Below are 14865 nucleotides of genomic sequence, written 5' to 3'. Positions count from 1 at the left end.
CTGCCTCCTCCGGTTATGCACGCTGGCGATGCACCCTGTTATTCCGGTTTGGCCAGGAAGCTGTGGAAGCGTCCCATCCAGTACGGCAAGGTGTAAGTGGTCGAGCCTTCGAACGTGGTCGGGCTGCCATAAGCCGGGTTCGGCTTGGTGCCGGTATAGGCACAGGCCGTGCTGGCATCGTTATCGAAGCAAGTGCTGTTCTTGTCCAGCCACTGATGATACTGGAGCGGCTTGAAGCCCAGGTTGAAGGTACTGTTGTTGAACTTGGTGAGCATGCGCTCATCCAGCGGCAAGGTGGTGTGTGACCCCTCGACCAGCACCTGATCACGCATGGTCCGACTATCGACGATGGCGGCATCATTGGTCTTGATGATGGGGTAACGATCCTCACGGGTCGCGGCTTCCGAACCTATACCAGCCTTCCATACGTCGGGACGGGCGAAGTCATAGGCACCCCAGCGTCTGGTGTCGATCGGGTGACGATGCAGTTGCCAGGCGGCAGTCTTCTTCAGGTTGTTGCCCGAGGCGTTGGTCAACTCTGTCTTCGGTTGGCCCAGCTGGCGGACGTAATCGAAGAAGGGGTTCTCCTGGTAACCCATGGAGCGGTACCACTCGTCATAGGCCGCCACGTATTGCTGATGCAGCTCGGTGCCCTGTTGTTCGGTAGTGAACAGGATGTACCAGGCCAGCGCAGCCATCTCTTCATCGGAGGTGTTGACTACCTCACGCACCCACTCTTCAACCTGCACCGGATCGCTGGGATCTTCGATACCGTCACCACACATGCCACCACCGTCGTTGCCGCTGGCAAAGGTACCGATGGAGGGGGAGTTCTTGGTGTTGTCACCGTTCTCTATGACCGGAGTCGAATCCAGACAGCCGATGATGGAGGTATCGGCACCATACTGGGCACCCGCGAAGGCCGCCCAACGGCTCCAGTACTCCTTGGCCAGGGTGGCGTAGTCATAACCCTGCTTGCTGGCGAGCGCCTGATATTCGGACTCGTAACGCTGCTCACCGGTGACATAGGCCGCCACCTTCATGCCAGCAACCAGCACCACAGAGTTCAGGGCCGCATCTTCCCATGCGTAATCGTTGTTGAAGTAATCGCGGGAGGTCTTGCCCCACTTGGTCGGCTGACCACTGGCATCAACAAAGTTGTACTCGTTGGCGATCAGTTGGTCGGCCCACTTCTGCATGGTGGTACGGATCAGATCCTTGGTGGCCTTCTCTTCCGGATTGCTCTCATCGAGGATGTCGTAGGCAATACGGTAGATGAAGAAGTGGCCGATGGACTCGTCGTTACTGGTATCCGCCTTGTAGAGCACCTGCTCCTCGGTAAAGATGGTTCCCTGATCGTCTTCCATCGCATTCGCACAATCACTCTGTGCGGCGAAGGCACCGGTACACTGCAGCACATCCGGGATCGGCAGCTCGGCATTGATCTCGAGACCAGCCATCTTCTCACCAACCGGGTTGCAATCCTTGTTACCGCCCAAATCTCTTGGTACACCATCACAGTAGATAAACTTGGCAATTTTCTTGCCGGTCAGATCCCCCTTGGTACCGAGTTCCCCCGCACGCGCAACCGTGTGTCCACCCGGGAAGTAGTTGCTGGAACCACCTTGTACGTAACCCTCGATGAAGCCGTTGGTATCGGCGCCCTGGAAGGCATAGGTACGGGCGAAGAAGCCTTCGATGGTACGGGTCTTGGTGTCATAGTCGATGTTGGTATCATTCAGCGCACCGATGGCATAGGGATCGTCGACAAACTGGGTATCGTCGATCGGCTTCATGTTATAGACCAGACCCACCTTGCCGCCGTTGCCTGATGGCCCGGTCGGCTTGTTGTTGATGGCGTATTCGCCATCCTTGCGAAGCACCAGCGTCTGCAACTTGTAGTCACCGCCATCCGCGCCCACGATAGGACGGACCTTGGTCTTCACTTCTCCCTTGCGGCCGGAGATGTTGCTCAGCAGCAGATCGAATTTGAGGGCGCGCAGCGCCGTCTTGCGGGCGGCTTCGATCTCTCCCTTGTCAGCCCCTTCCCGCTTGAGAGTGGCATAACGCATCAGCTCACCACCGCCGTACATGGATGTCCACAGACCATCGTTGTCGGTGATCTCCGGGTGCCAGGTACCGGTGCTGCCATCGGCACGATAGCTGGCATCGGACACGGAGCCACGGCGATCGACCACACGCTGGGTCACCTCGCTCATCAAGCTCGCCTTGGCATCCGGGTTCATGCGCACCATGGCGATGTGGCTCAGGGCACCAGTGGCGGAAGTGATCCAGATGCCCTTGTTGCCGTCAGACATGATCTTGGTGGGCACCTGCGGCGCATAGTTCACCGGGGCATTGATTTCCACCTCACCAGTCAGGGAGATGTTCGCTTCGATGGGCAGATAGCGGTTGCCCATGAAGTACATCATGCGGTCACGGTTGGTGGCGGTTCTGTCTTCCCGCACGATATAGACACCTTCACGACCCGGGTTGGTATTTTCCTGGATCAGCCAGCGAATGTTGTCCTGCAGAACTTCGTCACTACCGTCGGCGGCCATCTGGGCACGAATGTCGACGAGGTCCTGGCTGGCATTGGTAGAGGCATAACGGGTGACCTGCTTCTCCAGCAAGATCGGGTTCTTGGCAGGCTTGTCACCCTTGATCATGACAGTCGGGTTCTGCGTGTTCAGGGTCGGGGTGGCCACCACATTCAACTTGGCGATCCCCACCACTGTGGTGTTGGTCACAGAGCGGGCGGAGATCTCCACCGCGCCTGTGCTCAGGGCCTTGACCCGGCCAAATTTGTCGACGGTGGCCACTGCCTCATTGGAGCTGGACCAGGTGATACCCTGCTTTTGCAGTACCTCTTCCGGGCTGCCGGGATAAGGCAGAGATTCATCGGGGATCAGCATGGCTTCGATAGAGCGGGATTGGCCAACGACCAGCTCGGTGTTATTCCATATTCCCATTTTGATCTTTGCCGGCGCATCGAGATCGAGCACGGGCTTGGCAGCCACATCCGGATTATCAGGAGTCATCGGCGTGCTCGGATTGGTCGGAACGATGGGGTCCCGCGGGGCACCTGGATTGCGAGAATCGCTCGTATTATTGTCTACCGCCGCATTGCCGTTATCTTCGGTAGCGTCGTTACACGCAGACAGGCCGAGCATCGCGGTAATAATAACCACTGCTATTTTTGATTTATTGAAAAGTCCATTTTTTTCCATGACAAAACTCCATTTTAATAATGACTTAAACTAAATTGCTATTAAGTAGTGTTAAATATAAATATCGCTAATTACTTTTCTGACAACCTTTTATAAACCTGGATCAACTCTGCAATTAGTTCACGAGCGAGCATGGAGGTCATCAAATGATCCTGGGCGTGGACCATGACCAGCGTCATCTTGGTTTTACCTTCTCCCTGATCATGTTCGATTAATTGAGTTTGAACCAGATGGGCCTCATTTAACGCAGCCCTGGCCTCTTGCATCATGTCTTCTGCTTTCAGAAAGTTTCCTTGTTTAGCAAAAGAGAGTGCTTCATAGGCGCAACTGCGTGCATTACCGGAATTGATGATCAATCCCATTACCTGTTCTTCCAAATCAGAGACAATATCCTCTGAACCAGGCAGTTCAATATCCAGCATATTCATCTGTCTTCCTGCTTTGTGTGGATGGACTATGCACTCTGATGTGCTTTGATCATGGCGATGGATGATTTCAATAATGCCAGGCCATCCATCTTGCCATAGATTAAGGAGTCAATGATGGCCACTGGCTTATCAGGGAATTTGCCAGCGAAGTCATTGAGCATATATTTAATTTGTGGCCCGAGCAGAATGAGATCAGCCTCGGGGCCTTTTTCCAGAATCAATGATTCGGAGAATGCCTGAATATCTACCGGAACTGCGTGTTTGGTTGCGTGCTCCTTCATCTTATTAACCAACAATGAAGTGGACATGCCTGCGGCACAAAAGAGATATATTTTCTTATTCATATGACACCTGAATTTATATGCTGTGGCTCATCTTCACGTTACTATCTAATTACTCAATTGAGCAATCACTTTATCAAACTGTGGCAAGTATTTTTGATGAGCCAATAACATTTCGTTGGCGATAGACTTCGCTGATGTATCTGAATGAATCAGCGGACTCAAATTCATGGCCACGATCAAGTCTTGGTAATTTCCTGTCAGCGCGGCCTTGCTGGCTGCAATCTCAAAAGATTTAATTGAACTGATGATACCCAGCACGCGTTCGTCAAAATGTTCAATGTGAGCTTTAGGCTTGGCGCCTTCTTTACTGATGGTGCAGCTAATTTCAATGCACCAATCATGTGGAATATTTTTGACATGGCCGTTGTTGCAGACATTCACATAATGCTCGGTGTGGCTGTCGTTCACAATCGCACTGATGACATCACAAGCTGCCTCAGAATAATAAGCACCGCCACGTTCTTCCAGTTGCTTTGGTTTGATATCCAGCTCGGGATCCTGATAGAGTTTGAAGAGATCGGCTTCTATCGTTTGCACGACTTCGGCGCGGGTTCCTCCCTTATAGTACTCACCCACTTCTATCGCCAGCATCTCTTTTTCTTTGACGTAATAGCGCAGGTAAGGACAAGGAATAAGCTTCAAACCATTGATGAAATCCATATCAAAGGGCAGATCGGATACATTCTTTACCGAGGCTGACTGCTGGTTGCTCTCCCTGGTCACCTCCGCCAGCAGTTGCTCCATCTTCGAGTCACCATCGATGAGGAAGTCCTGCATGAACACCATGTGATTCAGGCCAAAGAGATCCATATTCACCTCGGCATGCTCATCACAGCGGAGCAGCTCCCTGGCAAACATCTTCATGCCAACGGGTACATTGCAAACCCCGATGAAGCGGCGAAAATCGGTGTGGCGATGAACAGCTTCCGTCACCAGGCCAGCCGGGTTGGTGAAATTGATAAGCCAGGCATCCGGACATAGCTCTTCAATATCCTTGATGATAGAGAAGACGACCGGGATGGTTCGCAGCGCTTTGAACAGCCCGCCGGCACCGTTCGTCTCCTGCCCCAGCACCCCGTGAGAAAGCGGGATTTTTTCATCCTTGGCCCGCGCCTCCAATTGCCCGACTCGAAATTGCGTAGTCACAAAATCGGCACCCGACAGAGCATCGCGTCTGTCCAGCGTTTGGTAAAGCTTGATGGGCACGCCTGCTTTTTTGATCATCCGCTGGCATAGGTTAAAAATGATGCCCAGCTTTTCAGCTCCTTCGGCCACGTCCACCAACCAGAATTCGCTGATCGGCATTTCATGATAACGCTTGATGAATCCTTCCATCAGCTCCGGGGTATAACTGCTGCCCCCGCCGATAGTCACCACTTTAATCGCTTTCTGCATATGACCAACCTGATTATCTGTGTAATAAAGTGACGTTATTTAATTCATACTGCCAACTATAATGCTCAGCCAAAGTATAAGAGATGGTGTATTCAACCAGTCGGTCCCCTTCATAGGCAGCACGAATTACTTTTACTGCGCAGCTAAGCGCCGATGTATCCAATTTGCTGGCGGTATCCAACAATATAAACCCAGCAGATAATGTCTCAACACCACGGTCGAATTTCACGTGATACTCTTGCAACAGCAGTTGGTAAAGAGATTGATTACTTTCTACTTTTTTATCTAATTCAGGAAACCGTTCGGCACAAAGATAATTGAGTTCTTGAATAGATTTCACACCATCGACACTGCGCACACGCTCCAGGCAAATAATATTATCACCGGAGAAACCACTCAATTCGCCGTGCGCCGGGGTTTTCATCACATAACAATTAAGAAGCTCGGTGCCCACTTCCTTACCAATTGTTTTCATGTCTTGAGTCAGGCTACCAAATTCAAACGAGTTAATCATCTTATTATTGTTTATATATATTCCAGAGCCGTGACGAACATCAATTATTTTCTCTTCTTTTAATAATGCCAACGCCTTGCGAATGGTTACCCGGCTTACCGAAAATTGCTGTGCCAACGTCCTCTCATCAGGTAATTTCTGAAAGTCCTTCTCATTGAGAATAAACTCTTTCAGCTGAGCACAGACTTCTTGATAACGGTAACTGGACAAAATCATCTCCTCACATTGACTTCAAGCGACCTGCAAAGTGGGCATAGACATCATCATTATTAAAACCATCGACGTTCTGACTAGAGAATATCAAGGGCGTGCCATGTCGAGCCAATGCCTGCTTTTGCGCTTCCACTACGATATTGTTGAGCAGGACGACACCTGCCACTGTAGAAAATGCGCCAGTGACTCGGCCGTTGACCAGGCACAAGCCATCTCCACTCGGAACGCAATTATCAAGGACTATGTCTGCCACATCCAACAGTTTTTGCCCTGAAGGATGCAAACTTGGGTAGGCGCTCGACTGCTCTACCGAGGTGATAGCCACCACACTGTGGCCACGTGCCTGTGCTATCTGGGCAAATTCAATCGGCAAGGCGTTGCGCCCCGAATTGGAGACCACGACAATCAGATCACCTGCACTGATGGGCTGCTCTGACCACAAGATGGCCGCCAGCCCCGGCAACTTCTCCAGTTTGGAGCTGCGCAAGGCGCCGTCACTGGTCGTCACCGTCGAATCAAGGATTGCATTGATATTGCCAAGCCCCCCGGCACGAATGAACCCTTCCAAGCCGACCATATGAGAATGACCGGTGCCAAGGATATGAATCATGCTGTTGTTCAATATTGCATCGGAAAATAATTCAATGACTTTTTTCATATTGTCAGTATTACAGCTGATCAAGGTATCAAGCCTGCGTTGCAATAACTCTACATATTCAAACATAAGTCGACCCTGTCGATGATTGGCCATAGCTATAAGCCAGGAGGTTCCTTAATACATTTACAATGAGGTCATCCTAACTATTAAAACCATAACGCTGACTGCCCCAAGGCTTGGTAACCAATGTCTGTTTAACCTGAATAATACGTTCATCGGGCAGATCGTCGGCCAACACCACATTCGAGCCGACGACGGAGCGACTGCCGACTTTCACGCCTGGCATGATCACGGTATTTACCCCGGTACGGGTAAAATCCCCCATGTAGACGACGTTACTATAATGGTGAGGGGTCACCCGTTGCTGATTGATGAGATGACTGGTTTTAGCATCATCATATCGCAGCGTGCCAAAGGTCGTGCCGGCGCCTATATCCACATTACGGCCGAGCACCCCGGCGATCTCGCAGTTATGGTACAGATAGGTACTCTCAAAAATGACCCCCGCCAATTCGGCGCAGTGGCCGATGATGGCCTGGTTACCCACCGTGGTCTCATCGGCCAGCTTGCAATACTCTTTGATGGTCGCACCATGGCCGATAACCACGTTCTCACCGATGATGGCACCATCTGTTATCTGGCAATGATCACCGACAATCGCATTACCCTGGAAAATAACCCCATCGCCAATATGACTGTGCTGACCGACCTTGATGTGTCCACGTATCACAGCACGGGCTGAGACGGTGGCACTGTCTGCAATCTCACTCGTGATCAGCTGCTGACAACGCTGACGGTTGAGATAGCTGTTGACCTCCAGAATATTCCAGGGGTAGTCGAGATTAAAACTGGGCTGGTCGCAGTGGATAAAATCGACGGCGACCTGCTGCGCCCAACTAACCAGGGCTGATTCCAGAAATTTCTCTCTCGACGGCATCATGCCAACCTGAACATGGTCATAAATTTCTGTCGTGTAAGGCAATGCCTCGCTGAAAAAATCGGCACTCAACTTATAAGCGACGATCTCGCAATCAAATCCCTCTCGCCGTGGGTGCGCCAATAACTTAAAGCCTTGTTCGGCATTGAAACACAGCCGATCGGAACGCTCTTCTGCACGCAGTTTTCTCAGCAAAACGGCGTTGGCAGAGGTGCTGTTGACCAGTCGCGCCAGATCTTCTGCCTGAATGAGACAATCCCCGGGAATAATCAGCACCGTATCGGTTACAGGGTTGCGCTGCTGATACGCCAGCAAGGCCTCTACGATGTCCTGAGCCCCTGCCACCGAGTGGATACTGGTCGCAGGCGCCAATTTATTGTGATGAATAAACTGGGTGAATTGGCATTCATGCTCATCAGCAAGTATTGCCACCTCATTTACTCCGGCAACAGCCAAGGCTTGCTGCAACCAGTAAACAATCGGCATATTACTGACAGCTAGCATAGACTTGCTTCTTATCTTGGTAAATGGCCATAACCTGGTGCCCTTTCCCGCTGTAACCACAATTGCCTGCATGCTGCCTTACCCCGTTTTATCGCAGACGTTAAGCCCGATGACTTAACGTCTGCCACTGACTGACTCAGAAAGAGAGTGCTGCCTTCTCGTCTTCTTCCTGCGTTTCTTTCGTCACCATTTTTTCATTGGCCATGCAGATGCTGTCCCATTTATTCATGAAGGGGTAATAGATGGCCATGGCTGCCAACAGGTTTATCAGCTGCATCACTGCGCCCGAGATATGGCCCCCCGTGGAGAGATAACCACCGATGAAGATGGGGGTGGTCCAAGGCACCGAAATACCCGCCGGCAACGCCACGAGACCGCTGACCATGCCGGTATAGGTCAGAGTCAGACCCACGACCGGCGCCAGGATGAAAGGAATGACCATGATGGGGTTGAGCACCACAGGCAGACCAAACATGATGGGTTCGGAGATATTGAACAGCGAGGAAGGCAGGCCCAACTTGCCGATAGAACGGCACTGTTCACTGCGGGCACGGAAGGCCAGCAACAGTACCAGCGCCATCATGCTGCCAGAACCACCGAAGTTCAGGAAAATGGAGTTGGTTTGGTCGGTGATGATGTTTTTGATTTCGGTACCGGCCTGGAAGGCGATCCGGTTTTCATCGGTGAAGACCAGCCAGATGGGCAGCATGATGCTGGAGACGATATTGCTGCCATGAATACCCACGGCCCACAACGCATGCTCCATCGTCGTGGCTACCAATGCTCCGATATAACTGCCGCCAATCAGCTTGAGCGGCGCCGTCAGGATGCTCTCGATGATGGTGTGCAAATTGCCAAGATCAGCCGCTTCAATGGCCAGGCGCACCAGCCACAGTGAGGTCAGCACAACGAACGCGGGAATAAGGGCCGCGAAGGACTTCAACACGGCGGGTGGGACCGAATCGGGCAACTTGAAACTGATGTTCCTGACCATCAACCACCGATAGACCTCGGTTGCATAGATGGCGATGATGATCCCTAGGAACATACCGGCACTACCCATATAGGCAAGGTTGATGCCACTGACACTGATCTCCTCACCGGTTGCCTCTATGGTGTGAGTAATGTTGTAGGGCGTGACCAGCATATAAGCAGCCAGCGCAACGGCGGCGGCGATAATAGGATCGAGCTGGGTATATTTCTGTGCCAGACGATAGGCAACCCCCAAGGTGGCAAAGATGGCGATCAGATCATAAGTTGCACCGACCGGCAGCAGCAGCTTATCCATCAGACCGCTCTCGGTCATGTACTCTTCGTAGCCGGGGAACGGCAGGAAGGCCAGGATAAGAAATAGCGAGCCAATGATCATGAAGGGCATGACCAGTGCCATACCATCACGGATGGCGATCAGATGACGGTTATTTCCCAACCGCTGAGCCAGCGGCATCACATATTTTTCAATTGGATCTTTTGCATTAGTATTATTCATAGCATCCCTCGCCATATATCAACGCAACAGCATCGATTAAATACGCCTGATAACAGGCTCCATTTTAAAAACCATTTAATGACATTAATTAACGGCGCAATCCTATCCGGCGATAAGTGTGTCGTTTACCACGAATGGCTATTGAGCAATATTTGATGTTCTCTGGGTCGGCAATCCCGGCAAAGCCTGCATCACCGATGTGAATAATATCTGCGCCGGCCACCTTGGAATTAAGTGCTATTTGCTCGACGACCGTTCTATCGGCCCCCTCCTGAGAGGTTCCCATGGCACATAAGGCCAGCTTGCCGGCACCATGAATAACGTTTATCAGCGCCTTGGCGGTTTCTGGTGTCATGCCTGGGGTGGTGTAAGGCGCCGGGATCATGATGATGTCGGCCCCCGCCTGGCAATATTTGAGCAGCATCTCAGCCGCAACCTCTGTGCCTGTACCCGCCCCATGCATCTTGCCGGCAATGATCAGCAATTGATTGTCAGCCACGGCCTTGGCCATGCGAATGGCGTCGATGATCCCTTCTTCGGTGATCATGGTATTGGGATTGCCGGTGATGACGACATAATCCAGACCCAGGGCCACCGCCTGCCTGATGTTGTCTGCCGATACCCGAAAACCGGCCGGATACTTAATGTCTTGCGGCACAGGCTCCAAATTGCAGCCAATGAAGCGACCCGATACCTGCTTTAAATCCTGTACCACCCGATTCAGGCTCGCTTGCTGGCGAATGAAGCCAGCATGCTGTTCATAGCGGGTAGCGAGGCAGGCATCGTCGTCGACCGCTTCCTCATACAGGCCTTCGACGAAGGGTTGGCCCAGATCAAAGGTGTTGAGGGTGATCATGTCTGCGCCAAACGATGCCGCCAACTCGGGATTGCTCACCCCCTCGGAGAAGGGCTGGCAACTCACCACCGTCTCGGCCATCAGGGTCCGCCCCTCGCTATGCCGGATCATCTGCAGTAGCTGCTCCGGCGGCGTCGCCAGCACATCGGCTCTGAGGACTTCAAACATTCTCTTCATACAGACTCCAACCACATCGCAAACAAATACCAATTGGCCGCAAAATAACAAATACCAATTTTGGTATCTACCACATTTTCACTAAAGTGTGAGGGCGATTGCAAAACCCCGTCAAACCCGTGATTCAGATGATACTCAGTCATCACCATCACCACTTTCATGCCCGGGAGATCCCTGCGACACCCTGCTATACGGCCAACAGCACACCTTATATGGATATTTTTATCAACACACAAGATCTATTTTTATCTCAATGAAAACAATAAGTTACACAACACTCGATCGAGTACAACCAGGAGGTAAAGGACTGTCTGTCACCATCTGGATTCATCAGAACCTTTCTGGGAAACACCCTTTCTCATCATCGTTCATGATTTTTCATCGGATGGAATGAAGCTTTCGTTCGAAAGCAAGTCTCCGACTGTGATTGTGCTCACGATTATGTAACAGAGTGTTTCAATGAAAATATTGGTCTGGTATGTTGATACCAATCTGGAGGGGGAGACCAAAGAATGAGTCCGAACCTTGAGGTCAGGATACCGATATACGGTGCTTAATCGGCCGTTCAACGGATCTAGGTTGCTGCCTTTGCCAAGGCTGGGTGAGTCACATAACTAATAATAGGGATTTAAAGTTATGAAAAAATCGATCTGTTACACCATGGTTGCCGCCGCTCTCGCCCTCGGGGCAACGAATAGCATGGCGGCCGAGGGGACAACAACTGCTGACGTTCTGGCCACAGCAGCCAAGAACATTGATTTTTTTGGTTATTTTAGAGCAGGTGTTGCGGGTGGTGCCGATGGCAGCATGGAAAACAACATTGGTGGTGACTCTTTCGAGAAAAATAAAATAGGCCGTATCGGCAACGAGTTTGATAACTACGCCGAGGTCGGTTTCGGCACCGAGCTGTATAACGAAAATAACCGCTCCGTCTACGTACAGACCATGTTCAACATGTGGGACGGGGATACCAACAGCAGCACCGACGATAGTCCCTTCGGCTGGGAAAACATGAATATGCAGTTACGCAACTTCATGGGTCTGGGCGAAACCTCATGGGCGGGGATCCGTCAATACAAGAGCAATTACTATATCGATATGACCGACCACTATTACTGGGGTCAGACCACGGTGGGTGCCGGCGTCGAGGATATAAAGGCTGGCCCGGGCAACCTCTCCCTTGCCGTGCTGCATCGGGATCTCGATGGCGTCATTCACAATCCGAGCATCGACTCTGAAGAAGGCGCCCTGGAGGGTACCCTCATCGACGCCATGAACTACGAGATCCTCTATGACAACCTCTCTGTCTGGGATAAAGGCACGCTGGCAATGGGCTACAGGTTCCTCCATGCCGACCCAACAGACGCTCAAATCGACAACCCGGAGCTGGGTGAACATGATTACGCCGATGGTCATGCCTTCCTGGTCGAACTCAAACAGGAAATTGGCGAATCTGGCTATAACCGCACTGTGCTGCAGTACTACCTGGATGGTTCGGCCCTGCAAGGCGTCCAATTTGGTGCGGCCGACGTGTTGAATGGGGAAGTGAAAGACGGTTCAGGGTTTGCCATCCGCAACTTTGGCGCAATCCCGCTCTCTGCTGATTGGGACTTTACCCATGTGCTCACTTATGCCGAGGCCGATAGCGTCGAGCAGTGGAATGGTGACGAAGGTGATGGTTCCAGCATGGCCGTAAACGCCGGCGTGGTTTATCACTGGTCGGATATTACCCGCACCTATCTCGACGCTGGGTACTTCAAGGATGACAAGAGCGTCAACGATACCGACTATGACCGCAGCGGTTCCAAAGTCACACTCGCCCAAGCGCTGTCCTTTGGCCGTGGCGAGCCTGAGTTGCGTGTTTACACCTCCTATCTGGACAGCGACAACAGCAACTGGGACGACACAACCCATAGCTTCGAAGGCCATAACAGCGACGACACCTGGGCCGTCGGCGCCATGGTCAATGTTTGGTGGTAAAGGTCTTATCGGTTAACCCTGTTGAGCAGGACGGATCGGTAATTTGATATATATCAGATAAACAACCCTATCAGAATATCTGCAACTGGAACCATATTGCGGTGCGCTCATCCGCTAGCTGGATGAGCGCACATACCGCGTCAAGCAACTCGTAAATTTTATTTTAAAATAAAAAGCAATAAACATGAGCATAATGAGAAATGGCTTCTCACTTAATAAGACGTACATATTGGCTGTTATTTCAACCTTGGACTTTAGCGGATCTACTGACTCCAGCCATGATTAAAGTTAAGACTAAAAATAAAATCCCAACCCCGGTATTGTTGATGTGAAAGACGATATTATCTGCGTCACTACTACATTGACACTAAGTAGTAACGACTGTTTATGAGACATTGTTGCCAAACCTGTCTGGCCGGTCAGATGTTAGTAACAATATCTAGCTTTATTCCTCCGCTGACCAAGAGCGTTCCGAATATAAATATAAGACTTCAATAATAAGCTTATAAATCACTTGGTTAAAGAATTCCGAGGTAAGACGGCCTGTTCTCAGGAACCCGGCTCACTTCATGTATAAGAATATATAACACCTTAAGAAGGTACGTAATTTAAAAACTCATCCAAAAGATTTTTACAACATAATTTATTTACTCTACATCATTGTTATAAACAACAAACCCGAGGTTATCAGCCCCGGGTTTTGTGTTTAAGAACCAATGGAACAGGGCCGAGTGGCCATCATGCTATTCCAGCAGGAACACGGCTTCCACGTTGTCCGTGATGCTGATCTGCTGCTGTTGATAGCTGTTTTCCACCATGTCGGCGGCAGGTGCCGCAGCGGCCTTCATGGCCCGGCTGTAGATAGGCATGGGAGAGTTGTTGCGATACTCCACGCTGTAGACCTTGCCAAGCTTCATGCCAAACGCCTTGGCCAGCGATTCTGCCTTGTTAGTGGCATCGGCTACGGCGCCAAGACGAGCCTGCTCCTTGATAACTTGCGGTGATTTCAAGCCGTACTCAATCTGGGAGACGGACTCCAGCCCCGCCTTGAGGGCGGTATCCATCAGCTGGCTCAGCTTGTCGAGCTGATAGAGTTTGACGGAGAGCTGGCGCTGGGCACGATAGCCCACCATCTCCGGCTGCTTGTTCTGGGGGTATTGATACTCGGGGGAGATCACCAGATTACCGGCTTCCACATCGCTGCGTTTGATGCCGAGGCTCTCCAGCTGACCGAAGAAGACCGCCACCTTGGTATCAACCTGTTGCTTGGCCTTGATGCCCTGTTTCTCCAGCGCGGTGACAGAGACGTTGAGGGTCAGCATGTCGGGCTCGGCTTTCTGCTCGGCGTAGCCACTGACTACCAGATGCGGCGCCTGCGGCACCTCGATGGCAAGCAAGGGAGCGCTGACAACCAGCGCAGACAGGGTAAGAAGGGGACGCCACATAGAAAAAACCTCAATCGATTGGATTGAGGTCATTATGCCCATCGTCGAATGAGATTCATATATCGTGCAAGGGGGGGATCTGTTCCAGCACCTGATTGGTCATGTCGATATTGATGCTGATCTCGCTGCCAAGCAGACTGCCATGGGACGCCAGCACGGCGGCAGGCTCGCGGGCTCCGAGCAGGGCATCCTCTTCTTCGAAATGAAACGAGTCCCACGACAGAATATGTCCCTGGGAAGGCGTTGTTGACTCTGGCGTGCTGGCAATGGCCAGCGCACTCCAGTCAAAATCATCGCCTTGACTGAGCAGGTCCTGCAATGAGCTGTCACTCAGGCTCTGCAGTGAGTACTCCTGTTGCCCCTGTTCGTGGCCAACCAGCACCACCATGTGGGGCAAGGGAGCATCCTCTGCCGGCGTGAAGCTGATGCTCGATGCGGCAAAGTCCACATTGAGCGACCCTGCCACTTCGCCATCTTCACTTTCAAGATCCAGGCCGCTGATCTGGTCACCCGTCATCGTGGCCTGATAGCCAAACCGGCCGGTGCAGACGATGTTGTCCTGCCCATCCCAGCTATAGCGAATGCCATCGATGTCGACCCAATTGAATGACTGCATGGTGACTCTACTCCTGATACTCCCGCTATCTTAGCCGTCCTCGTCATCAAATAACAGGGACCGGGCAAGCCCGGCCCCC

12 protein-coding genes are annotated in these 14865 nt (G+C 51.6%); 1 reads left to right on the top strand and 11 read right to left on the bottom strand.

Going from position 1 to position 14865, the window contains the following annotated elements:
- Positions 1–38: 38 nt before the first annotated feature.
- The 9 genes from BN1137_RS00805 to BN1137_RS00765 form a co-directional block, all read right to left on the bottom strand.
- A complete protein-coding gene (locus tag BN1137_RS00805) occupies positions 39–2972 on the bottom strand; it encodes an Ig-like domain-containing protein (protein ID WP_198150569.1) in 2934 nt (977 codons plus the stop codon).
- A gap of 329 nt (positions 2973–3301) precedes the next feature.
- A complete protein-coding gene (chbA, locus tag BN1137_RS00800) occupies positions 3302–3652 on the bottom strand; it encodes a PTS N,N'-diacetylchitobiose transporter subunit IIA (protein ID WP_050716810.1) in 351 nt (116 codons plus the stop codon).
- Positions 3653–3684: 32 nt separating this feature from the next.
- Entirely contained in the window at positions 3685–4002 is a 318-nt protein-coding gene (locus tag BN1137_RS00795) for a PTS sugar transporter subunit IIB (protein WP_033132208.1), read from the bottom strand.
- Between the two features lie 45 nt (positions 4003–4047).
- A complete protein-coding gene (locus BN1137_RS00790) occupies positions 4048–5397 on the bottom strand; it encodes a 6-phospho-beta-glucosidase (RefSeq protein ID WP_050716776.1) in 1350 nt (449 codons plus the stop codon).
- A gap of 13 nt (positions 5398–5410) precedes the next feature.
- Positions 5411–6121 (bottom strand): GntR family transcriptional regulator, encoded by a 711-nt coding sequence (locus tag BN1137_RS00785; RefSeq protein ID WP_198150568.1) that lies wholly within the window; start codon positions 6119–6121, stop codon positions 5411–5413.
- Between the two features lie 10 nt (positions 6122–6131).
- The gene (locus BN1137_RS00780) at positions 6132–6848 is read right to left on the bottom strand and encodes a sugar isomerase domain-containing protein (protein WP_050716809.1); all 717 of its coding nucleotides are present in this window, start codon (positions 6846–6848) and stop codon (positions 6132–6134) included.
- Positions 6849–6921: 73 nt separating this feature from the next.
- The gene (locus BN1137_RS00775; RefSeq protein WP_083443325.1) at positions 6922–8295 is read right to left on the bottom strand and encodes a nucleotidyltransferase family protein; all 1374 of its coding nucleotides are present in this window, start codon (positions 8293–8295) and stop codon (positions 6922–6924) included.
- Between the two features lie 64 nt (positions 8296–8359).
- Positions 8360–9670: a PTS cellobiose transporter subunit IIC gene (celB, locus tag BN1137_RS00770; RefSeq protein WP_198150567.1), complete on the bottom strand. Its 1311-nt coding sequence runs from the start codon at positions 9668–9670 to the stop codon at positions 8360–8362.
- Positions 9671–9800: 130 nt separating this feature from the next.
- Positions 9801–10745: a DUF7916 family protein gene (locus BN1137_RS00765; protein ID WP_050716772.1), complete on the bottom strand. Its 945-nt coding sequence runs from the start codon at positions 10743–10745 to the stop codon at positions 9801–9803.
- 636 nt (positions 10746–11381) lie between these two features.
- Here BN1137_RS00765 and BN1137_RS00760 point away from each other — a divergent pair.
- The gene (locus BN1137_RS00760) at positions 11382–12725 is read left to right on the top strand and encodes a carbohydrate porin (RefSeq protein ID WP_050716771.1); all 1344 of its coding nucleotides are present in this window, start codon (positions 11382–11384) and stop codon (positions 12723–12725) included.
- Positions 12726–13468: 743 nt separating this feature from the next.
- Here BN1137_RS00760 and BN1137_RS00755 read toward each other — a convergent pair.
- A complete protein-coding gene (locus BN1137_RS00755; RefSeq protein WP_050716770.1) occupies positions 13469–14170 on the bottom strand; it encodes an SIMPL domain-containing protein in 702 nt (233 codons plus the stop codon).
- 55 nt (positions 14171–14225) lie between these two features.
- Positions 14226–14786, bottom strand: a complete 561-nt coding sequence (locus BN1137_RS00750; RefSeq protein WP_050716769.1) for a hypothetical protein — start codon at positions 14784–14786, stop codon at positions 14226–14228.
- Positions 14787–14865 lie beyond the last annotated feature (79 nt).

The sequence above is a fragment of the Aeromonas tecta genome, from assembly GCF_000820185.1.
GTDB classification, from domain to species: Bacteria; Pseudomonadota; Gammaproteobacteria; order Enterobacterales; family Aeromonadaceae; genus Aeromonas; species Aeromonas tecta.
This window is presented reverse-complemented; position numbering and strand designations above follow the sequence as displayed.

Coding starts and splice junctions, on each gene's coding strand:
- BN1137_RS00750 (WP_050716769.1), bottom strand. CDS start 14,786: ATGCAGTCATTCAATTGGGTCGACATCGATGGCATTCGCTATAGCTGG.
- BN1137_RS00775 (WP_083443325.1), bottom strand. CDS start 8,295: ATGCAGGCAATTGTGGTTACAGCGGGAAAGGGCACCAGGTTATGGCCA.
- BN1137_RS00805 (WP_198150569.1), bottom strand. CDS start 2,972: ATGGGAATATGGAATAACACCGAGCTGGTCGTTGGCCAATCCCGCTCT.
- BN1137_RS00765 (WP_050716772.1), bottom strand. CDS start 10,745: ATGAAGAGAATGTTTGAAGTCCTCAGAGCCGATGTGCTGGCGACGCCG.
- chbA (WP_050716810.1), bottom strand. CDS start 3,652: ATGCTGGATATTGAACTGCCTGGTTCAGAGGATATTGTCTCTGATTTG.
- celB (WP_198150567.1), bottom strand. CDS start 9,670: ATGCCGCTGGCTCAGCGGTTGGGAAATAACCGTCATCTGATCGCCATC.
- BN1137_RS00790 (WP_050716776.1), bottom strand. CDS start 5,397: ATGCAGAAAGCGATTAAAGTGGTGACTATCGGCGGGGGCAGCAGTTAT.
- BN1137_RS00780 (WP_050716809.1), bottom strand. CDS start 6,848: ATGTTTGAATATGTAGAGTTATTGCAACGCAGGCTTGATACCTTGATC.
- BN1137_RS00795 (WP_033132208.1), bottom strand. CDS start 4,002: ATGAATAAGAAAATATATCTCTTTTGTGCCGCAGGCATGTCCACTTCA.
- BN1137_RS00755 (WP_050716770.1), bottom strand. CDS start 14,170: ATGTGGCGTCCCCTTCTTACCCTGTCTGCGCTGGTTGTCAGCGCTCCC.
- BN1137_RS00760 (WP_050716771.1), top strand. CDS start 11,382: ATGAAAAAATCGATCTGTTACACCATGGTTGCCGCCGCTCTCGCCCTC.